The sequence below is a fragment of the Nostoc sp. KVJ20 genome, from assembly GCF_001712795.1.
In the GTDB taxonomy this organism is placed as follows: Bacteria; Cyanobacteriota; Cyanobacteriia; order Cyanobacteriales; family Nostocaceae; genus Nostoc.
The window spans coordinates 1-22,021 of the sequence record NZ_KV757597.1; the positions used below are offsets into that span (position 1 = coordinate 1).

The window sequence follows — 22,021 nt, forward strand, 5'->3', positions numbered from 1 at the left end:
TCTGCCACCTGAATCCTTACGTAAAACCCATCCTTGTTTGGCAATAAGTTGACCTAATATATAAGCATTTTGTAAATCATTTGCTGTCGCATTTTCTCCATGACCCATAACACCAATAATAATTCTTCGCATAAAATTTCAGATGATACTGGTTTTGGGCGACAAGTCAAAGCTTTCTCCATAAAAGGGCAATTGGCTGAGGCGTTAGGAAGATAGCAATCGCCCTCTTTTGGCAGTGAAGGGCGTTTGCCTCGCTTTAATAATTCTTTGCCTGCTCATCCAAAAAACACCATAACCACTGTTCTCCTAATTCAGCCGAGCTAATTACTGAATGTCCAGTTTCCTCGTAATGCCGTCGGGCATGTTGATGAACAGAAGAATCACAGCACAGCATCTTGCCGCAACTTTGACAAATACGGAGATGCACCCAACGACTGTTTATTAGGATACACTCTTCACAACGAAATACTGGGTAGTTTGCTTTAGAAATCAGAGTTTCCGTGGTCAGATTGTCTAAATGTTCGCAGCTCATAAGGATTTGAATTACATGTTAATCAAAGTATAGATTAGTGCAGGAAAACTTCTATTTAATACAGCGATAGCTGCGCCACCGCCTGCCGCAGGATACCCGAATGCGAACAGTGCCTCAATTCTAGAGAAGGGCTGTAAGGCTTCTGCAAAGCTTTGCAATACAACCAAAATTTTAATTAGATATCAATATTTATACAACCATACAGAGTTGAACCAACAAGCGATCGCTTGGAACAGGCAATATACTGGTACTATGCCGAAACTAAAGAGAGTGCGATTGCTGTCTATTATACTCGCATAATCCTCACCTTGTCTGTACCGTTCACTCTAATGGATCAGTTGCTGACAGATGCTTGGACTTTCGAGAAAACCCCAACGCCGAACCAGTAGAACTATGGGAACCAGAAGGAGCCACTTATTACAACGGCGAGTTAATTGTGCAACCACAACAGCGGTGGACGCAACAGCAAAAGCTGGAGTTACTTGATTGGCATCCAATGTTTACTGGTAAGTGTCCCCAGTGCGGTGCATCAAATGACCGAGACTACACCTCAAGAGTGCATTGGGATTGTGAATGCGGTTGGATGGATGATTCAATTTAAGATGTTCGTATTTTCTTACTTCTTTGCGCTTAATGCCTGCTTGCTCAGTTGCATCACAATATTTTGGGGTAATGGGTCTATGACTGCATCAGTCGGCAGAGATTTAATAAAAGCTGTTACCTCTTCCCCAGTTTTGTATTTCCCCTCACTCCAAGCCGAAGCCATCTGTTTCGCTACCCGGTCAGCATCATCAGGGTTCGCATGGGCGGTAATACATTGAATATCATTACCTGTAAATGATATCCATGTCTGCCAAAGTCCAGTAACTGGATGCTGAACAATCCCTGTGGTCAGTTCATTGTCCTCAAGTACCGATTTTTTCTGACGGCGACCAAATCCTTTAAACATGATTTTCTTCAGTAAACGTTATCTTTTCAGAATGCCCAAAATAAATGCAGCGATCGCAAGAAGGCGGGCGGTTACGCCATCCCGCTTGTGTAACATCTGCAATTCAACACTCACGTTCCCTCTAACGTTGCCCCACCCTGTCTTGAGAAAAGCGAGAGTTACAGCTTTACAGTGATTGGATAGCTAGTGGCAAAGCAATTCATCTATGGCGCTACTTTTTCTCTAAACTGTTTCCCAGCAGAAAACGCAGGCACTTTGGTCGCTGGAATAGTCATTGGCTCATTGGTTTAGGGATTACGCTCTTCGCGTTAGTAGCGATGCCGAAGGCGGCAAGCTACGCATCGCTCGAATCACCCACACCCATTAAGTAGTTAGCCATTATAGGCGAATACCAAAAATTCAGTGCCTTCATAGATGAACTCTGCCATCTTGCACATACCCATCTTTTGATGTGCCTGAAGTGATGCTTTGTTGTTTGCCTTGATGAACAGTATTCCCTCCCGGTTTGGTAAAAAATCTTTCAATTTAGCAAACATTTTCGCAGCAATACCTTGCCCACGCATAGTTTCATCAACACAGATGGGGCCATATAAGTAAGCATCTTTTGTACCAGCATAGGCTTGTAACATCACCTTTATTATTGGTAAATTAGCAGTTGCCTTTGACCAACTGAGTAAGAATCCTACAACTTGCCCATCTTTGTGGGCTACAACGCTCGGCATTTTAGATATGGTCATCATCACTGCCTCTGGCTCAAGATGACCTAACAACATACCACCATGTTCTGGGTCATTGGCTTGGGATAACTTGACAATTCCAGCAACATCGCTGAGGCTGGCACGAGCAATCACGACATCATTGAGACACATACTTGATTGAAATAAGTTAGTTGGAGAAACCTCACAACCAAAGAATTTTCTTTAATTTTATAACCTCATCATTTCAATTTTTATTTTCCTGACTCACCCTGATTTCTATCTTTCCTCTGCCTAAAGTGACAAAACAGGGTTAATTTGAATTAAATATTACACTTTAATTGGCAGTGTAATTACGAACTCCGTTTTCTCGTGCGGAATGACATCTACTTCAATTATGCCGCCATGAGCTTCCACTACAATTTGACGGGCAATAGCCAATCCTAATCCCGTTCCTTTGCCCACAGCCTTGGTAGTGAACAAATGGTCAAAGATTTTCTGTTTAACTTTTTGAGGCATTCCTACACCATTGTCAGCAATCCGAATCACAACATGCTGATCTGATTGGGCTACACAGGTTTGGATAGTAATACAATTAGGTTTAGCAGCGATCTCTGCCATACTTTTCCCTAAATTAGATTCGTCTAGAGCATCAATTGCATTTGCTAACAAATTCATAAAGACTTGATTGAGTTGTCCAGCGAAGCACTCCACTAAAGGTAGTACACCATAATTTTTTTTCACTTCAATTGCTGGACGCAATTCATTAGCTTTCAAACGGTGTCTGAGAATTAAAATTGTGCTTTCAATGCCTTCATGAATGTTGAAAGGTACTTTGTAATCTCGATCGGTTCTGGAAAAAGTTCGCAAACTGTTGCTGATACTACGAATACGATTAGCACCCAAGTTCATGGAGTCGAGCAACTGCGGTAAATCTTCGCGCAGGTATTTTAAGTCAATCGCTTCAATTTCATCTTCTATTTCTGGACCAGGATCGGGAAACTTTTCTTGGTAGAGGTTGATTAACCCGAATAAATCTTGAACATAATCTTTTGCTGGTTCAATATTGCCAGCAATAAAGCCAACGGGATTGTTGATTTCATGTGCAACACCAGCCACGAGATTCCCCAAAGCTGACATTTTTTCACTTTGCACTAATTGCAACTGCATCTGCTGTAAGTCTTGCAGCGATCGCTGTAATTGTTGACTATTTTGCAATGATTTTTGATACAAACGGGCATTTTCTAGAGAAATAGCCGCTTGAGTACAAAGAAGGTTTAATATATCAACACGATCGTCAGTAAATGCACCACTAGAGTGATTATTTTCTAGATATAAAATGCCCAATAACTTCCCTTGATGCAAAATTGGACTACACAAAATACTCCTTGGCTGGTGCTGCTGAATATATGGATCATGCGTAAATCTAGGATGCACAGTTGCATCAACAATCACTAATGGTTGCAAACTCCGCTTCACAATATTGATTAAGCTCAAGGGTACTTCTTGGCTTTCTTCTATTGCTTGTGGATGGAGTAGTGTTAGAGAATTATCTATATTGGCGATCGCTTGCACTATCAAACTACCGTTTTCAGATAGTAGTAATGCACACTTATCAGCTCCAGCATTTTCTAAAGTAACGTGTAGTAAGCTAGAGACAAGTTTTTCTAATTTAATTTCACTCGAAAGAGTTTGAGAGGCTTTGAGAATTAATGCTAAATCTAAAGCAACAGAGGCACTAATATTATCTGAAGAAGAGGAATTGTGAGAACTTCCCCGACCAGAGACAATGATTGTTTCATTCCTAGAGATAGGGCAAGATCCTTTTTCGAGGATAGGGGATAAAAGTTGAGGATAACGAGTTTCTAAATCAGTAACTTTGGCTTTAGCTCCCCAACGGGTATAGCAGTAATAAGCTTCAATCATGTAGTTTTGTGCGAGTTGGTGTTTGCCCCAGTTAAGATAGAATTTGGCGGCGAGTTCATTCGCGATCGCTTCTGGTTGAATGTAGCCCTGCTGTTTAGCATTTTCTATAGCTTGGTCATACAATTCGATGGCAGAAGCTTTGTTACCTAGCACCCGGTTTCTTTCTGCTTCCACCAAATACCACAGATGTTGATAATTCATTGGCGCATGAGTTGCCCAATACTGCATCTGTGCTTGATTTTCAGCTACCTGTTGCAGATATTGCTGCTGTTCGCTGGCTGATACATCTGAGTAATGCGCCAAGAGTGATAGAGACGAATACAGGTTGAATTCTACAAAATGAACTGTATTTCTAGTACCATTTTGATGTGGTTGGGCTAGTCGCAGATTTTCTATCGCATCAGTATAAGCTCCAAAGAAATAGGCAAGAATTAATTTGTATAAATATACAAAAAACAAGATGAAGCCTACCTGATATTTAATCCAGATTGGCAACATTTCTGTTTCATTGCAACTCTCACCCACCAAACGCAACTTATCAATTGCACGACCACTTAAATTTAAGAGAAATTGTCTACTGATTTGACTTTGAATTTGCTGATACTCTTGTTTTAAATTTTGAATAATTTCAGTATACAGAGTTTGCTTGCCAAGGACTGTTTCTAGCTCTAACTCAGCATGAAAAGAAAAATCGCAATATGTCGTAGCATTGTAGCAAGCAAATTCTAAATCTCCAGTTTCCAACCCAAGCTGAAATCCTTCCTGTAAAGGTTCCAATGTGGCTTGAAAATGTTCTTTCCAGTGGCGAATGCTGCTATTAAACATCATGTAAACTTTAGATTTTAGCTTCCTGCTATCAAAGCGATCTAACAACTTGATTGCCATCTGACCAAATTTGTAACCAGACTCAATATCCCCGCCACTACAGAGTAATAATCCATAGGTGACATAGGCATAAGCAGCAAGGGTAGAATTACCATATCTGATGCACAGATTGACCATCGTAAAGACAATTGATGGGTACGTCTGAGGATTAGCTAGAAACACCGCAGGAGCAACGGTCATCAATATTCGCTGTGCAGCTAGTTTATCCAGAACTGTCATTTCTGGCAGGTCGATTAATGCTTCAATATCTAAGGTAGCGATCGCTTCTTGCTCTAAACTGATACCTAACATCTGCAAAACTTCTAATGCTATGTCTACTGCTGACTGCATCTGAGATTGCGAAATTAAAGATTGAATTTTGATTTCGTAAACTCTGGCTTTTTGTAGTGCATCCTTGACATTTTTGAGAAGTGTTTGTATCAACAGATTGGCTTGTTCATAGTTCGTATTTAGGTATTCTGCTTCTGCTGCTACTGAATATAAAGAGAGCGTTAAATTGTACTGAGTCTGCCATCTCTGCGGTTCTAGGTACATCATACCTGTATTAAAATATCTCAGTGCTGCTTCGTAGGCTGTTGCGGCCTTTGCCTGATGACCCGCTATGAGATTCAGATTCGCTAATTTTTCTCGTTCGCCAGGATGATCAATTAGTTCAGCAGCTAAGTTGAGATGGTTCAAAATATTAAAAATCTTTTCATGCTGGTCTGCTGCTGATGTATTGTCTAACAACCGTCGCCCAATTTTGAGGTGAGTTGCTTGCTTGTGGTCTAAAGGAATCAATGAATAAGCTGCTTGCTGGACGCGATCGTGCAAAAATTTATAGTTGGTGGTTATTTTTTCTGGTTGACTGTTTGCCAATGACTCGCGATCGCTCAAAAATACTTCTTGTTGGAAAAACTTATAAACATCATTCTGCGGTAAAATTAACCCGTCTTTTAGCGCTAGCCACAAATCTTTGGCGGTTTGGGTTGGGGATTGTTCGTAAACGATAGCTAGTGTTTCTAAATCAAAAGTGTTACCAATGCAAGCCGCTAACTGCAACACCTCTTGAGTAGCTTGGGGGAACTTCTGGAGTTGAACTGCCATGAACTCTACTACATTATCGGTAAGAGTAAGCGATCGCACCTGTGCAATGTCACATTCCCAGTAACCGCCGTGAAAATTGAATGCAATCAGTCCATCTTCATATAATGCTTTGAGAAACTGAATTGTGAAGAAGGGATTACCTTGAGTTTTGCTAAATATCAACTCTGTCAATGGCAAAGCTAACTCTAGGGAACAACTGAATGTATCAGCTACCAACTGATTCACTGCCGAAATATCTAACGGGGCGAGAGTAATAGTATTAACTGTAGCCTGTGACTTCTCAATTTCTTGCAGAGTCAGCATCAGTGGATGAGTTGTAGAGACTTCGTTATCTCGGTAAGCCCCAATTAGCAACAGATATCGGCTATCTATCTCGCTCGTTAACAGTTGTATAAACTTGAGAGAAGCAGAATCCGCCCACTGCAAGTCATCGATAAAGATTACCAGAGGATGATCTTTTGTCGCAAACACCTGGATAAATTTTTGGAATAGGATATTGAAGCGGTGTTGAGCAGCACTTCCAGAGAGTTCGGGGACAACAGGTTGTTTGCCAATAATCTGCTCTAGTTCTGGAATGACTTCAATAATAACTTGAGCGTTTTCTCCTAAAGCAGCGAGAATTTTGTTCTTCCATCGATCTAATTGCGTATCATTTTCACTGAGCAGTTGCCCAATCAAATCACGAAATGATTGTAAAAAAGCAGACAGGGGAATGTTACGCTGAAACTGGTCAAATTTACCTTTAATAAAATAGCCCCGTTGCCGGACAATTGGTTTGTGGACTTCGTTGACCACAGCAGTTTTGCCGATACCAGAGAAACCAGCCACTAGCATGAGTTCGCTACGTGCTTGAGAAATTCGCTCAAAAGCTGCTAGTAAACTTGCTACTTCGTTATAGCGACCATAAAGCTTTTCTGAGATGATAAAGCGATCGCACACATCTCGTTGTCCAATCTCAAATAGCTCGATCTGTCCCGTTGTTTGCAGTTGCTTGAGACACCTTTCTAAATCATGTTTCAGCCCTAACGCACTCTGATAGCGGTCTTCAGCATTTTTCGCCATCAGTTTCATCACTATATTTGCAATCACCTGCGGAATCTGTTCCCTGTTCCCTAAAATTGGCGGTTGTTTAGCGATATGGCAGTGAACTACTTCCATCGGGTCGTGAGATTGAAAAGGTAATTTTCCGGTAAGTAGTTCAAAGAAAGTTACCCCTAAAGAGTAGAAATCACTACGATAATCAATACCTCGGTTCATCCGTCCAGTTTGTTCTGGGGATATGTAGGCGAGTGTACCTTCCAAAATATTCGGACTATAAATTTCCTGAGTTTCTCTAGACAGTAGGGAAGCAAGGCTGAAATCAATCAACTTCAACTGCTGGCTATCTGGATTAATTAATATATTGGCAGGTTTAATGTCTTTGTGGATGACCCGGTGGCGATAAAGTTCATCAAGAATTGCTGCTAGAGCGATCGCAATTTCTAAAAAAGCTTTCAGGCGATGCGGCCAAAAGGAGTCGCTATTGCTGTTAATTTCTTTATATATCCACTCTCGTAAAGAAATACCACCAAAATCCTCCATTACCAATGCATAGCTGTTGTGGTAATGTTCCAAGCTGTAAAGACGGACAATACCCCCAAAGTCAAGATTTTTAGCAATGGCGTACTGATTGCGAAATTGCAACAATTCATTAAATGATGGATACTCTTGTTTAAGTATTTTGATGACTACTGGCAGTTGATCCTCCGTGCGACTTGCTCGGTAAACTAGGGTTCTAGAGCCTTCATAAAGTCGCTCACTAATTCGATAACCCGGAATCTTGTTAAGTGGCTCAACTACTGTAGTCATTTTGAGTAATTTTGGCAAAGAAACTAATTGATTTACAGTATTTTTCCCAAATCATAGTGATTTCTAACTCACTTGTTAGAAACGCTATAATCTCTCAAAGCCTAAAAGACCATTTATAAAGTAAATCTTTAGAGCTGATTCGTAAACAAAATCTTAGTGCTAATTTCGTAATGTACTCCAAACGTGGTTTTCGCCCACGCTTCTGATAAGCATGAATCAACGCAACGCATTCACTTCGTTGAGTGTTGGAGTAGCGTTGTTATTAGGAATAGCATAATTAAGAAAGGGGTTGACCTTCCACCAACGATTGAACGTTGCAAGAAACGAACCGATCTGCTCGGTTTCACGTTGCCCAGAAGCTGCCAAGCGCAAGTATGATTGAATGCGAGAATCCATGAATGGTTAGCTCGATTTTGTACAGTTGCTCAGATAGAAAACTCAACACAATCCTATGCTTTGGGTTATTGCATTCTCTCAATGGCAAAACAAAGTGAGTTGGTTAGTTGGTTAGTTGTAACCAAAAATAATTTAGATGCATTTGCCATGAAATCGCCTCACTTTAATAGTTTTTTGCCTGCTCATCCAAAAAACACCATAACCACTGTTCTCCTAACTCAGCCGAGCTAATTACTGAATGTCCAGTTTCCTCATAATGCCGTCGGGCATGTTGATGGACAGAAGAATCACAGCACAGCATCTTGCCGCAACTTTGACAAATACGCAGATGCACCCAGCGACTGTTTATTAGGATACACTCTTCACAACGGAATACTGGGTAGTTTGCTTTAGAAATCAGAGTTTCCGTAGTCAGATTGTCTAAATGTTCGCAACTCATAGGAATTTGAATGACACATTAATCAGAGTATAGATTGGTGTGGGATAACACAACTAAATTTGTGTACAGTGACAAATTAAATGGCGTTGATACAAATTCCTGTCATCGAGTTAAGCCTTGCTTAATTTAGCCTTGCAACAAAGCCGTGTTGATCTAGCTTGTAAGTTTCCGTTTTTCTTTTAAGCTTAACGCTCTTTGAATGCAAGTATTACAGACTTAATTACAGTAATTTGGCACAGCAACAAATAATTTGTCACTGTACACCAAATTTTCTCATGTTTTCACTACTTATTATTGGATTGATAAACAGATGTTCAGTTAAATAACAAAACAATTAAATGCGCTCCCACACCAACTCGAAAACTTTCTCTACACCATCACTCAAAACTGGCGGTGTCAAGAGCTTCACTTGATTATCATTCAGAGTAAAGGTGCGAACTAACGTTGTACCAATTCGATTAGGAATCGATGCAATTTCGATCTGGTGAGTCACTGTGTTCCCACTCAACGTATAAGTTCCGGCGTAAGCATTGAATGTCGTGAATGCTTGAGCAAGCTCTTCAACGGGTAGAGATTGCATTTCGGAACTCAGCGGCGATTTAACTTCTTGACTCAGCGGTGGGCGATTGTTCCTGGAAAACATCACTATTATGTGACCATCTGATGTGTAAGTGATGTAGCCAACAGGACAAGTTCCGTACACGCCTGGAGTCACCGTTCCATCAGCATGAATAGCAGTTGCAGAAATTAACTTCCAAATGCCAATTAGCGGATTGTTCTGGGGTGATGGTATAGACATAACGTGCAGCCGTTGCTTTATGATTCTCCACTAGAGAGAGTAACGGGTTTTAACACAAAATCAAATTCCGTTGTGCAAAACGGTTTACTTTGATTTTGTGCCTTAAGTTCGTCTGGTGCTTCATGCTTTTGCAATTGAACGATCGCTGATCGAACTGCAAAGGTTGTATCTGAATCCAGGTGAGGATCGTCAGCGAAATCTTCGCGCCAGATTTCCCACCAACACCTCACGCCATCACTCCAATAGCCCACATCAGCAAAACTTTCGGCAGTAAGAGAGAAAATCGATTGGCTATGCTTTGCTTTAAGAGCGATGTCTACTTTAAGGGGCTGTCCGGTGTCGCTACGTCGCTACTTCCGGGAGCAATGCGGTTTTGTCAGATCCAGTAAACAAGGTGCGATCGCAAAAATCAAATCTAGGTAAGAAGTAATTTTATTTACTAAATATACGCTGATATCCACGTGAATTCGTCTTGATGAGATATCTCAAAAAGATTACTAGCAAGGTATTTGACGATTGTTAACAAAAATATCTACAATTATTCTTTTATACTTAGTGTTAATTCAACCAAATAATAAGTTGAGAGTAGAAGTAAAGTATAAAATTTATCAAGCAGTTTCTGGTTTGATAAAGGAATTAAAAATGGAAGCACAAAAATTATCCCAACTTTTAGCTATCCATTGACAACGCAGATGTAACATAATTTCTGCATTTTCTTTCAACCAGAATTTACTGTTTCCTTTGATTCTTAAATTTACAACTTGGCGGATTAAACTCTCAATTGCACCACTGCCAATAGGTAGTTTTTTATTTATTGCTTTATCGTAATTTAAACGCCCTTTACGATAAGCATCTAAAATATAATTTCGTTTAGTTACCATAATCTTACACCGCTCTCCAGTAGCTACAGCAATCAACTCATCCATCTGGCTAATTAAGGATTTAGCTTTACCTTTTTTTAAACTTTTTCTAACTTTTATAAACCAGTCTTTAGACTGTACTTCTTCATTAAAAGCCGCGTCTGCAAATACTTTTATATTTTCCGTAACATGATAGAAATCGAATAGCTGATAAGTTTCGGCTGGGCATCCTAATCTTGTCAAAAGTGGTGGGATATGTATCCAGATCCACTCCGCTCCATCCCCGATTAATAAGACTTGTTTTGCTTGACTAATTCCCAAGTCAACTAAATACGCTTCTAAAATCTCCAAAAGCGCTTTATATCCTTCATAAGTGCCATCATTCGTAATAGGAATTTCAGAACTATTTATTTTTTTACCTTGCTCATCAACAACATAAATTGTAAATAACTTTGGCTCAACCCATTTGCCGATAAACCCGTGTCGCTTGGTTTTGGAGCTTTTTCTTCCCTTTTTATTAATTCTGATTCTACTCCGACCACCATCTACAGCGATGACAACTCTTTGACCTTTAAGAATATTACCTTCAGCTAAATTCCCTAATTGGCGATTTAAGATTTTAGATTGACGTAAGTTGATCCCAATCTGACCAAATTTATATGTTAAACGTTCAATTCGTTTTAAACTAAGGTTAATTCCCCAACCCGTCAAAGTTGTACAGGCTGCTTCAAATGAGCTAGTAATTGCACCGTATTGGGCAACTGTTGACCATACTAATGGGGTTAAGCCGTCTGACATTCCCAACCACTTTAATAATGGGCAGAATCCCTGAGTAGGGATTTTATTTTTGGTCGTAGGTGTTGACTTTCTTTTTACCATATATGGCAATTTTAAAGTAACTAAAACATTCCCAACTGTTAATATTTGCCGTTTTCGATAACCGTGTTTTTGCATATTGCTATCCCACCAGCCTTTTGTTTTATTCATAGCTGTTTGATTGGCTGACTGAGATTGAGAGAGGTTATACAACAAAATAGCAATACATTGACCAGCTAAAATAAGTGCAATTTCTCTAATTTGTCTTTCTCTTTCTTCAAGAATTTTCCCATTCCACTCTGTGATATTCGTCAATTCTAAACATTTTGTCGCCTCGGAAGAAAAGTTTGATAATGATTTGCTCAAATCTAGAGTTGCACATACAGCGCTTCCCGCTATTATGCAATACAGTTTTTATCCTTGCCCCCTCCTAGAATAGCTTTCAGTTTTGAGGATGTACCTCATAGCTGCCGGAAGTGCTGTATACTTTTTTCCATTAAGGTAGATAATCCCTGTCTCAAAATTATTGCTCAAAGGGAATCCTAGCTAGCCTTTTTTAGGTCAAAAAACAGAGTCTTGCAACTTGTGACTCAAACTCATCTGTCCTTTTTAAGTGTTAATGCGGTTTAATAAGTATAATTTTATTTGTGTTACGGAGAAAATAATTTAGCGATCGCACCTTGTTTACTGGATCTGACAAAACCGCATTGCTCCCGCTACTTCCTCTATTCCCAGATTCCCGCTCATCAGCAGCTCATCCCAGCAACCATGCTCTGTGTTAGGGTGTTGATTTTGTGAGAAATTAGTCTGAAATTTTTCATGCAATTTCTGTGTCGTCACTTGAGGAAGAAAATACGGTTCTCCTCTTTGAGAGCATAGACTGACCAAAAACTTCAAGAGACCAAGCTTCAAGATCAAGATACCGGACTGTTTCTAAGGCTTGCAATACATTCGATGCTGTCAAATTCATAGTAGATAAAGAAATGCTCAAAATCATTTGACCTATCTGTTTAAAAGGAGATCGAGAAGAAAACTGCTTATATTTCCCAAAAAGAGATTCAATCACATCAGAAGTAGCTAAAAAAGTCTGTTCTGCCTGAATTTGAGAACTTTCACTTTTCAAATAATCTAGAATTTTTATTTGGAAATTAACTAGAGAATTGGTTTTTATTGTTAACTGATGTGACTGAAATATAGTGCTTGATTCCTGATTAAGCCCACAAATTTTAAGTTGAGTCTCTATAGTTCGAGTCATCTTAACCATTTGACTCCAATTACTAAGTGAATCTTGGTAATTGATTAACCATCCCAATTTGGATTTTAATTTCTGCTTTAAAATGTTATGCTCAATATTTGGTAACAATTCTACTATTGTGTCTAATGGAGATTCTAAAAGTTTAATCGCCCAATTAATCAATCTTTCAATATTAAAATAACGGCATTGAGAACGTTGAGATGGGGGAGATAAAAAAGATAATTCTGTTTGTTGCAGTTGTTGTCGGCATCGATGACATTGCTGGATAAAACACTGATATTTTTCATCATCTACCAACTCATGTTTGAGCAGTAAAGCCATTCATGAGTCACATCATAGGTGTAAATTACTTCGGGATATTCTTGCTGATACAGTTTGATTCCTCTTTGGATATCACTACCGTGGTCAGCTATTATTTGTACTGGACGACCAACTTTTTTCGTAAGCTCGGAGAGTTTCTGCTCGATGTACTCTCCTTTAGTCGAGTACATAATTTCTAATGCCAGAAGTTCTACATCTTGATGTCCTAATCCTCGCTTTAAAGGGAAAACTTGTTCTTCAAGGAGTTGTTGTGAAACTCCCAACACTACTAAAGCTTTCTCTGTTCCAAGTTCTACAGTCAAATCAACGATAAAGATCCAATCGCTTCGATATTCTTTTTCTCTGTTGAGTTCGTATAGCCCAATTCGTCCTAACCATTTTCTAATACTACTAAAGCTTGGAGTCCCATGTTCGGAAAAATCAACATACAACTCAAAAGTTTTCTCAACTCCTCGCAAACTAGTGCCACAGTTAATAACTTGTTGTACTGATATTTGAATTGTTTCAACTGAATAATGATGTCCCTTCGCTATCTGAGCAAGAGCCTGCCCACTTGTTTCCAAATTAGCTAGAGCGCTTGTAACTATCTCTTTTTTTTTCGTCCTCTATCTCAATATTCTGTTTGAGTAGCTTTGATTCCGCATTTTTTGCTCTGCTTTTCCAATAGTCTCGTGAGGCTGATAAATCTCTGACTTTTATTTCTAATGCTCTGAGTTTTTTCTGTTTTTCCAAAGCTCTCTCTTTCCAATTGTCTCGACCATTGCGAAACAATCTTGCTAATCGGCTGGTTGGGCTTTTAAACTCTTGCATTAACTTTTATGCAGCTACGTACTTCTTGCATGAAAATTTACCACCTTAAAACCCTCAGAGTCAACACCCTAGTTCTGCACTGGGTTAAGTGCAATAGAAGGTAATCCCCACATCGTCATCAATTGTTCTGGCAGAGGTTACAAAGATGTGCAAACCGTCGCCAAAGTCCTGATTCCTTCGATTAATTGCGTCTCCCCTAATTGACACCTGTGCAACTGGTGGAGATGGTGCTTCAACCTTTAATATCTCCACTGCTGTTGCCTTTGTTGCCGCCGCCAGGGTAAAAGTTGCCAAACATGGCAATGGGTATTTTAGCAGGTTCTGTCAAAGGTATTGTCCTTGCTAAGAAAATTCTCCAAAGCGGTGCTGCTTGGATAAAACTAGAACAACTTGCTGAATTTTTGCGCTAATTGCCCTGGCGAATGGAATTTAAGGAGGTACTCAATTTGCTGAAATCGCAAATGCCTACTATATGCCCATTACGAACAGGTATGACAGTTAAAGCTAGTCTGACGGCCTCAGAAACTACCAGACCAGCATCACAAAACCTATTTAATAAGGAACTTACAATGGTTAAAACTAACCCTGCACAATCTAATAATACTCTTGCCCGATTACTGGTAAGCGTAAAGCTAAATATCATTATTCCAGCAGGAGTAATGCTTAGTTTTTTAGTCTATAGTTTTCAAGCTGCTTTTCATCCTCAGCAGCTTGAACAATCTGCCCAAGTTCAACTTCGCCCCTTTGGTCGTGCAGAGTATGAACAGTTGAAAATAGGAATGTCATTAACGGATGTGCGGTCAATCTTATATCAAGGTACTGAGGTTAACAGCTCTGCAACAATAGCAACCTTTGTCTGGGAAAATCCTGATAGCTCTAAAATCACCATCATTTTTGAGCATGACAAGCTCAAAGATAAATCACAGTCTGGATTGAAGTAACAAACCAGAGGTAGGCGATCTAGTTGGACTGCGATCGCTTGACTTAAACAGAAAGGCAATCGCACCCCCCATCGACATTGGCGTTGGCGCTGGCGTAGCCTCTCGTACTCTTTTGATGAGCGATCGCAACTCGCTATGAAAAAAGCTATTGAAAGACACCGCCGTTTAGTAGAATCTATTAGCATTTGGCAAAATGGCCAAGTTGTGAGATTAACCACCATACAAATTCCTCCTCTCAACTCAGATGAGTAACCTATTTTCCCTCATTCCAGATCAAATCCGAGATAAACTACCACTGACGGAAGATAAAAAAGAACTACTTCAACAACAAACCATTACTCAAGATATCCCAGGAACAATTCTGCGGGATTTTCAAACTATTTTAGAATTTCTCCAACCTAACGGCGTTGAAGTTAGTAACACTTATCACCAATTATCGCTTAAGTATCTACAACAACTTAACTCACAATTGAGTTATCCCATAGATATTAACCTCAAACGTCCTGTACAAAAATCCTATCCTTATATTCACGGTCTTTATTTCCTTCTCCGCGCCTCTGGACTGTCTCAAGTTATTACCGTAGGTAAAAAGAGCAAGTTAGTTTTAGACCCAAAAATTCTGCAAATTTGGCAAGGATTAAACCACACAGAACAATATTTCACACTGTTAGAATCTTGGTTAGTTTGGGGAGAAAGCGAACTTTTAGGCGACCAAAGAGATATGTTTGACCAAGCATATCGCTGTTTATTATTTTGGAACAATCTCCCATCATCAGGATTAAAAATTAATAATTACTCAGAACAAGATAAATTAGTTTATTATCCTGGTTTCCACAATCTTGCTCTCTTACATTTATTTGGATTAATTGAACTGACATCAGTCAAACCACAAGCCGCTAAAGGCTGGCGTTTTACTCATGTAAACCCCAAGGCTTGGGGTAATGCTCTCATGGCTGTATTAACAGAAAGTCGCTCAAATATCCAAGTAGAAGATTACGCCACTTTTCGGTTAGATTTTCGCATAGCTTTTGACAATTTAAAACCTTATCTCCAACCCTATTTCCCGGAATGGTCACAAACTTTAGTGATTGCTGAAGGCGGTTTTACTGATGGGGTTTATATATTTAAAGCTAATTTACAGGATGCTTGGCGACGGATTGCTATTCCTAGTTATTTCAATTTAGATGAAGTTGCTGCCGCGATTGTGCAAGCATTTGATTTTGATCCAGAACACCTCTACAGATTTATTCACAAAGACCGTTTAGGAAGAACTTTGGAATTTAATCATCCTGTTGTCGAAATTCCCCCTGATACCTGCGATTTTCGTTTAGGCGATTTATCCTTAGAGGTAGGCAGTCATTTACAATTTATCTTTGATTTACTGCAAGAGTGGGAATTTGATTTATATGTGGAGAAAATTGAACCAGCCAATGACAAAATGAAAAAGCCCAAGATTCTTGAATCTCATGGTGAACCGCCAGCGCAATATGGCGAAGAGGGAGAAGGCTGGCAATAGATTTGCTACTGCGATGGGCTACGTCCCTCTGTAGGCGATCCCACAAGAAAAACGTGTCATAATTGGCAGTGCGATCGACTAAACATAGCTTGCATATCATTCCTGATTTATTCTCCATCTTCCACCGCACCTAATGCTTTAAGTGTGCCTTTTTCAGCTTCAGTTAAGCCTTTAACGCCTGTAATGTTCATGCGTTCATAAGGGCGATCGCTTCTCAGAGTTTTTAAACACTCGCCCGTATTGATGTTCCAAATTTTGATTAGCCCATCTTCGGCACAACTGCTAAAAACTTCACCATTTGGACTAAAACTAATTGATGATATTGTTCTAGTATGTCCCAGCAATGTGATTAAGCTTTTACCTGTGTGTACATTCCAAAGCTTGATAGTTAAATCATCGCTTCCAGTAGCAAGAACCTGACCATCACAACTAAAAGCAAATGCCTTGATTTGCCCAGTATGTTCCTCCAAAGTCATTAAGCATTGACCAGTATAAATATTCCAAAGCCTTGCTATATAGTCATCACTACAGGTAGCAATAATTGTTGTGTCAGCACTAAAAGCACCCGATCTTGACCAATTTTTCTTTCCTGTTAAAGTTTTAAAGCATTTACCCGTTGTAACATCCCAAAGTTTTACAGTGTCATCATAGCTAAGACTAGCAATAATTTGACCATCACAACTAAAAGCAAGTTTGGTTATAGAGCCTTTATGCGCTATTATTTCATAAATATTTTGTTCTATATCAAAATCCCAAAGCTGTATTGTCTGACCAGAAGCAATTGCTAGTTTAAGCCCATCAGGACTAAATGCTATTGAAGATAATTTTCCAGTATCTCCTCGTAAAATTTTGCTACATTCTCCTGTTTGAATATTCCATAACCTAACTGTAAAGTCATTACTTCCACTGGCGAGAATTCGACCATCAGGGCTAAAGGCTAGACATCGTATCCAATCAGTATGTCCCTGTAACTCTTTTGTACATTTACCTGTATTGGTATCCCACAATCTAACTATATGGTCTTGTCCACCACTAGCAACGAGTTGTCCACTAGGATTAAACACAATTGCCTTTAACCAGTTAGCATATCCTTGAAAACTGTAAAGGCATTCACCTGTGTTTACATCCCAAAGCTTTGCAGAATGGTCTTGACTTCCACTAGCTAGAGTTTGACCATCAGGGCTAAAAGCAACAGATTGTATCCAATTATCATGCCCTTGTAGAGTTTTAAGGCATTCACCAGTGTTTGTATCCCATAGCTTGATTGTACGGTCAGTACTACCACTAACGATAATTTTTCCATCAGAATCACAAGCAATTGAGTTAACTACGTCTGTGTGTCCATGCAAAGTTTTGAGACATTCACCAGTGTTTGTATCCCATAGCTTGATTGTACAGTCGTGACTACTACTGGCAATAATTTTTCCATTAGGGCTAAAAATAATCGCTCTTACATAGCTGATATGTCCTTGTAAAATCTTTTGGCTCTGAGATGTACGTATATTACACAAATTAATAGTATAGTTGCTACTGCTAAAAGCAAATATTTCACCATCGGAGCTAAATGCAATTGCCCTTACAAGGCTATTTTGGGCTGAAAAGGTCATCAAACATTCACCAGTTTTTACATCCCACAATTTTGCTGTTTTGTCTTCGCTCCCACTGGCAATAACTTGATTATCTGGGCTAAACGCTATTGTTCTAACTGTAGCAGTATGGCCAAGTAACGTTTGTATACATCTTCCCGATTTAACATCCCAAAGCTTTAGTGTACAGTCAGTACTTGCACTAGCAAGCACTTGATCATCAGAACTAAAAATTACTGAATATACTAAGTTTTGATGCCCGTAAAAAGTCAGAATTTGTTGTTTATCAGTAATTCGCCACAAGCGAATATTTGCAGCATCACCCATCGCCAAAAGTTGCCCATCAGAGTTAAACGCTACCGAAAAAATTTGACTTAAAGTATTTGCAAAAACTGAATCAGCTAGATTTGCCTCTCTAAAATTGACATTTCGCAAAATCACACTAGTAAAATCTGCGCTCTTAATCACCGCACTACTAAAATCTCTCCCTTCCAATGAACCCTTATCAACTTTGACTGCTAACGTTGCTGCATTTCCGCCAACATAACCAACCACATCCTCATTTCTAAAGCGCGTTGCTTCAATAACTTTAATCAGGTGATCATTATTACCCAACATCGGTAAAAGTAAATCCATCACTGCTTTTGTCAAAGGCGCTTTACCAAAAGTCTGCCTTAACTTCTCCAAAGGCTCACTACTAAATTCTCTAAGGGGTGCATTACTCAAAGGGGTTGCCGCAGGCATCGCCTCACTACTCCCTTGACGCGAAAAATAACCAGACCAAGTATAATCAACAGGCGCAGCACTGCTATCAAAACCTGACTGTGTTTGGGCTAATTCCCTAAAATCGCTAGCTAACGCACCCAACTCTGCTGCAAATTTATACGCCACAAAAAACTCTAATAACGACCTATGCGCTGGAGTATAGTCACCATCAGCATTGCGGACAAGCATCGTCTGCGCCATCATGTCATAATGCCAGTGATCTAAATCCTTCTCTTCTTGAACAATAGAACCAAATAAGCGACGAATGCGTTCTGGGAACAGCCGATAATTCAGGCTCATTTGGTTACTAGATAGCATTTCCCAAGAAAGTTCGCACAAAAAGTACAGTTTATCAGCCAAAGAAGTAAAAGTACGCTCCGCTTTAATATCCCGTTCCATCTTGCGCCGTACTGCATAAAGATAAACCCGTGACATATCCACAGGTTTACCCGCTTCAATATCTGGCAAGGCTTCTAAGATTAAGTCAGTCATTACTGGACGACGGGCTAAGTCTAATAATTGCGGATTGCCGATTACCTGCTCAACTGTTGCTGGTTCAGCTTGGTATGAAAGCACCTGCCGAATTTGCTCATCATTGAATTTCTCCAATTCCAAGACTTCAAATTGCGGTGTTTCACCAGTTAATTTTTTAGTTGATGCTTGCAGTTCTGCATTTAGTAAAGCACGTCCTTCCTTCGCCTCTGGAAAATGCTCAGTACGACAGGTGAGGATGACTTTAGCACCGGGAACTACCACCTTCGCCAGTTCCCAAAAGTTGTTAATCATCTGTTGACGGTCAACTTTTGCTGCCATTTCGTCAAAGCCATCGAAAATGAGCAGCAACTTACCCATACGATTAAGTTGGTCAAAGACTTCGCTGTTGATGCGGATATTGTGTTGGGTAAAAAAGAAACCTGCCAAAACATTCTCAACATTTAGTGCCTTGGCAAAGTCACGCAGGGTAATTACCAAAGGCAGACGGGGACGTTCAACGCCACGTTTTTGGGCATCGCGGTAACGTTGCAATGCAGTCCAAGCATAGTGAAATACAAACCAAGTTTTACCTGTACCAAATTCTCCCAGAATTGAAATATGCTCTTTGGCTGGGTCATCAAGCCAAAGATCGATATATCCATCAATCCAGCCGTCTTCTTCCTCATAACGACTCATGCCAATCCGCCGCTTGGTAATTGGGTCAATTTCTTCTTTTGTACAAGCAAGCGGTACATACTTGGTATCAATTTTTCGGCGTTTGATTTCTGCTTCTAACCAGTCAATATAACCATTAAAGTCAGCATCTAAGTCAATCAGTTCGTCAAATGTAAAGCAGTCAAGGTGACGATTTTCTTCTTTCTTGACTTCATCCCGTGCGGCACGCGAAATCCGACGGGTAGTCACCAGCCATCCTTCATCAGTTTTTTGTTCTTCAACTGAGGAACGCAACGCCATGACATCACTCAGTCCCACCTCTCCTGCAACGCCACGTATAAGAATACGGTCATAACTGCGACGTACTGGGATGTGAATTATCCATTCAAAATATTCCTCTACCCAGATTTCATATTTTTCAAAGTCATAGCCCAAGGTTTCAAACCATCCTCGCATCTGCTGGGCTAGTGCGATCGCTCTACATTGATTTTCAGTTGCAGTTCCTGGTAGTGCGGGATAATTCTCTACTGCCAACCTTGCTATTTCTGTACGAATTCCCTCCAGCGTCGGCAATCTTTCCAGTTGTTCTTGGATACAAGCAATCCTTTTATGTAGAGAACCAATTTTCTGGTTTAGCAATACATCAGAGGGAGTGCGAGTGCGTTTAGCAACTTCAATAAATACAGTCGCAAATTCAGCCACTTCTCGCCTGACCTCAAGTTCCAAACTTTTGATGTCATCACCCAAGGTATAGGTATCTAAAAAAGCATCAACCTCAGAAAGCAGAATTGAGGGGTTATTATGGTCTAATGCTGTGCGAAAAGCTTGTTTAATTGCTTGTTGTCGGAACAATTCGAGCAATGGCTTAGGTTTGCCTACGCCATATTCTACTAGGGCGTAAGCGTAAACACCACTAAAATCAGCAGGTGGATGCTCTGGATCGAGGTGAAATTGCTGGAGTAACTTAATTACAGTCTCCGAACGCAGAATTTTTTCTTTAATCAAAGGGTTGGCGATGCTAGTAATTGCGTTGAAGACCAGATCCAGGTTAATCAAGCTCATTAAAATACTCCAAAAACACAGAGCTATCTTGCTAACTAAGGGGTAATTACTGTTACAAATAATATACTGCCAAAAACAGTTTTATGAATAGTTGACAGTACAGTTAGCTATTAGCCTTTAACTTCGGACTCTAGAAGGCTCAAAAGTTTTTCTTCCAACTCAGTTAGATAAGGCCGATTTACCTTTCCAACGACTGCAACAGACTTTTGACTGTCTCCTCCAGCGGATCGGAATACACCTGATTAATGCGATCGCAAATCACCCGCATCTGCTCACACTCGGCAGGCAGATAATTGAACGATTTCAGATGCTTCAGACCAACCGTCAATTCTGCATCCCAGGTTCTCACGGTACAGATGAAGTCATTAAGTGCGCTAACAATCGCCCAGCAACCGCTCTTGCCTCTGAGTTCGAGATTGTCAAGAGCTAGGATTTGGCAAATCTCACCAATTTAGTAGATGTTTGAGACTTGTCAAGCCCAGAATTCAGGTTGAATTAGGTCGCCCACGAGTGCTATTAAACTAGCAAAATCAATCCGGCTCAAGAGTATCCAAAATCGAACTTGGGCGCGGCAACGGTCGATACCTGTTAATCTAATGATGTGCCACACAGTTATAAGTAGCGGCAACCAAGGATAGGTGTAACGAATCAGACGCCAAAAAAGCTTGCTCCCCATCTCTATTCAACTTGCAATCAAACCGATTTCAAGGCAAATTCACAGGCGTTAATTGGTTGCACATTTAATTCTGCACGCAATAGTGCTACAGGCTTTTCCCAGAACTGCTCCCATTTCTGAGCAATCAGAGGTTTAGCATTATTGCCCATTTCCCATCCTTGTGAGATCGCCATCAGCAGAGGACACAGAGATTGCGGTTGCCATAGCGTCACAGCAATTAGTGCGTTAGCAATCAACAAGCTTGCTAAAGGTAGTTGAAGTTGTGCCAAATAAAAAGCTTGCAAGCCAATTTCTCCAATTTCACTTGTATCAAATCCGGTAATTATGTGCCAAATATCATGGGTCTGCTGCCAGCGATTTTCTACGTAACTGCTATCAGAATCGATCTTTATTTCTGGCTCTAGCGTTTTAAATCCTAACTGTTTCATGTGGCTGGCATAAATATAGCCCAAGGAATCTGGAGGATATTGTAGTAAAGCTTCTAAATCATGTGTAGGAGCAATATAGCGTTGTGCCAAGATATCTGCGACTTCTGGCATTGTTTTCATACCTGCAACCGCTAGTTGAAAAGCACGACTATCGAGTAGGCTATTGCTCAATTCCCAAACAGGTTTGAGATTACCGTTTTCATCTAACAAAAGCATGACGAAAGCTTTTATCCCTTTGAGTGTCTGAACAATGGATGCCATGATATGACCTATTAAATACA

The 22,021-nt window shown here is 40.0% G+C and carries 20 protein-coding genes and 3 pseudogenes; 4 read left to right on the forward strand and 19 right to left on the reverse strand.

All coding sequences use genetic code 11. From position 1 onward, the window contains the following. Both A4S05_RS11105 and A4S05_RS38800 read right to left on the reverse strand, forming a co-directional pair. Positions 1-132 (reverse strand): annotated as a pseudogene (locus tag A4S05_RS11105) (cytochrome); the annotation flags it as partial. Between the two features lie 124 nt (positions 133-256). Beyond that, positions 257-532 (reverse strand): UBP-type zinc finger domain-containing protein, encoded by a 276-nt coding sequence (locus A4S05_RS38800; RefSeq protein ID WP_084227073.1) that lies wholly within the window; start codon positions 530-532, stop codon positions 257-259. Between the two features lie 352 nt (positions 533-884). Here A4S05_RS38800 and A4S05_RS11110 point away from each other — a divergent pair, with 352 nt between their 5' ends. After that, a complete protein-coding gene (locus A4S05_RS11110) occupies positions 885-1,133 on the forward strand; it encodes a hypothetical protein (protein ID WP_256090930.1) in 249 nt (82 codons plus the stop codon). Positions 1,134-1,148: 15 nt separating this feature from the next. Here the strand turns inward: A4S05_RS11110 and A4S05_RS11115 are convergent, their stop codons facing one another. The 12 genes and pseudogenes from A4S05_RS11115 to A4S05_RS11155 all read right to left on the reverse strand — a co-directional run bounded on the left by A4S05_RS11115 (position 1,149) and on the right by A4S05_RS11155 (position 13,617). Then, positions 1,149-1,481, reverse strand: a complete 333-nt coding sequence (locus A4S05_RS11115; protein WP_069069892.1) for a hypothetical protein — start codon at positions 1,479-1,481, stop codon at positions 1,149-1,151. Positions 1,482-1,684: 203 nt separating this feature from the next. Next, positions 1,685-1,789, reverse strand: a pseudogene (locus A4S05_RS38805) (HU family DNA-binding protein); the annotation flags it as partial. A 63-nt stretch (positions 1,790-1,852) separates the two neighbouring features. Beyond that, positions 1,853-2,350 carry a GNAT family N-acetyltransferase gene (locus A4S05_RS11120; RefSeq protein ID WP_069069893.1) on the reverse strand — a complete coding sequence of 166 codons (498 nt, stop codon included), beginning with the start codon at positions 2,348-2,350 and terminating at the stop codon, positions 1,853-1,855. Between the two features lie 156 nt (positions 2,351-2,506). Beyond that, positions 2,507-7,921, reverse strand: coding sequence for a trifunctional serine/threonine-protein kinase/ATP-binding protein/sensor histidine kinase (locus A4S05_RS11125; RefSeq protein ID WP_069069894.1), 5,415 nt, complete (start codon positions 7,919-7,921; stop codon positions 2,507-2,509). A 216-nt stretch (positions 7,922-8,137) separates the two neighbouring features. Further along, positions 8,138-8,317, reverse strand: coding sequence for a hypothetical protein (locus A4S05_RS11130; protein WP_069069895.1), 180 nt, complete (start codon positions 8,315-8,317; stop codon positions 8,138-8,140). Between the two features lie 163 nt (positions 8,318-8,480). Continuing rightward, entirely contained in the window at positions 8,481-8,756 is a 276-nt protein-coding gene (locus A4S05_RS38810; RefSeq protein WP_084227073.1) for a UBP-type zinc finger domain-containing protein, read from the reverse strand. Between the two features lie 334 nt (positions 8,757-9,090). Next, entirely contained in the window at positions 9,091-9,555 is a 465-nt protein-coding gene (locus tag A4S05_RS11135) for a lipocalin-like domain-containing protein (RefSeq protein ID WP_069069896.1), read from the reverse strand. A 17-nt stretch (positions 9,556-9,572) separates the two neighbouring features. Continuing rightward, on the reverse strand, positions 9,573-9,806 hold the full coding sequence (locus A4S05_RS11140) for a hypothetical protein (protein WP_069069897.1): 234 nt from the start codon (positions 9,804-9,806) through the stop codon (positions 9,573-9,575). Between the two features lie 357 nt (positions 9,807-10,163). Then, entirely contained in the window at positions 10,164-11,630 is a 1,467-nt protein-coding gene (locus A4S05_RS11145) for a hypothetical protein (RefSeq protein WP_069069898.1), read from the reverse strand. Between the two features lie 418 nt (positions 11,631-12,048). After that, entirely contained in the window at positions 12,049-12,807 is a 759-nt protein-coding gene (locus tag A4S05_RS43175; RefSeq protein ID WP_256090931.1) for a hypothetical protein, read from the reverse strand. After that, a complete protein-coding gene (locus A4S05_RS43180; protein WP_256090932.1) occupies positions 12,777-13,370 on the reverse strand; it encodes a hypothetical protein in 594 nt (197 codons plus the stop codon). The genes A4S05_RS43175 and A4S05_RS43180 overlap by 31 nt, the downstream gene beginning before the upstream one ends. A 1-nt stretch (position 13,371) precedes the next feature. After that, positions 13,372-13,617 carry a hypothetical protein gene (locus A4S05_RS11155; RefSeq protein WP_069069899.1) on the reverse strand — a complete coding sequence of 82 codons (246 nt, stop codon included), beginning with the start codon at positions 13,615-13,617 and terminating at the stop codon, positions 13,372-13,374. Positions 13,618-13,807: 190 nt separating this feature from the next. Here A4S05_RS11155 and A4S05_RS38815 point away from each other — a divergent pair. Both A4S05_RS38815 and A4S05_RS43185 read left to right on the forward strand, forming a co-directional pair. Then, a pseudogene (locus A4S05_RS38815) lies at positions 13,808-13,921 on the forward strand (anthranilate phosphoribosyltransferase); the annotation flags it as partial. 142 nt (positions 13,922-14,063) lie between these two features. Then, positions 14,064-14,558 carry a hypothetical protein gene (locus A4S05_RS43185; protein WP_223270135.1) on the forward strand — a complete coding sequence of 165 codons (495 nt, stop codon included), beginning with the start codon at positions 14,064-14,066 and terminating at the stop codon, positions 14,556-14,558. On the opposite strand, the gene A4S05_RS41500 is transcribed toward A4S05_RS43185, so the two are convergent. Beyond that, positions 14,538-14,717, reverse strand: coding sequence for a hypothetical protein (locus A4S05_RS41500; RefSeq protein ID WP_176726976.1), 180 nt, complete (start codon positions 14,715-14,717; stop codon positions 14,538-14,540). The genes A4S05_RS43185 and A4S05_RS41500 overlap by 21 nt on opposite strands. Positions 14,718-14,802: 85 nt before the next feature. On the opposite strand from A4S05_RS41500, the gene A4S05_RS11170 reads away from it, so the two are divergent. Continuing rightward, positions 14,803-16,074 carry an IS1096 element passenger TnpR family protein gene (locus A4S05_RS11170; RefSeq protein ID WP_069069901.1) on the forward strand — a complete coding sequence of 424 codons (1,272 nt, stop codon included), beginning with the start codon at positions 14,803-14,805 and terminating at the stop codon, positions 16,072-16,074. A gap of 107 nt (positions 16,075-16,181) precedes the next feature. On the opposite strand, the gene A4S05_RS11175 is transcribed toward A4S05_RS11170, so the two are convergent. The 4 genes from A4S05_RS11175 to A4S05_RS11185 form a co-directional block, all read right to left on the reverse strand. Then, positions 16,182-20,636 (reverse strand): WD40 domain-containing protein, encoded by a 4,455-nt coding sequence (locus A4S05_RS11175; RefSeq protein WP_069069902.1) that lies wholly within the window; start codon positions 20,634-20,636, stop codon positions 16,182-16,184. A 178-nt stretch (positions 20,637-20,814) separates the two neighbouring features. Beyond that, positions 20,815-20,985, reverse strand: a complete 171-nt coding sequence (locus A4S05_RS43190; RefSeq protein ID WP_256090933.1) for a hypothetical protein — start codon at positions 20,983-20,985, stop codon at positions 20,815-20,817. Positions 20,986-21,108: 123 nt separating this feature from the next. Continuing rightward, positions 21,109-21,312 (reverse strand): hypothetical protein, encoded by a 204-nt coding sequence (locus A4S05_RS11180; protein WP_084227074.1) that lies wholly within the window; start codon positions 21,310-21,312, stop codon positions 21,109-21,111. Positions 21,313-21,329: 17 nt separating this feature from the next. Further along, complete coding sequence (locus A4S05_RS11185) at positions 21,330-22,001, reverse strand: Coq4 family protein (RefSeq protein ID WP_069069904.1); 672 nt, start codon at positions 21,999-22,001, stop codon at positions 21,330-21,332. Positions 22,002-22,021: the final 20 nt, after the last annotated feature.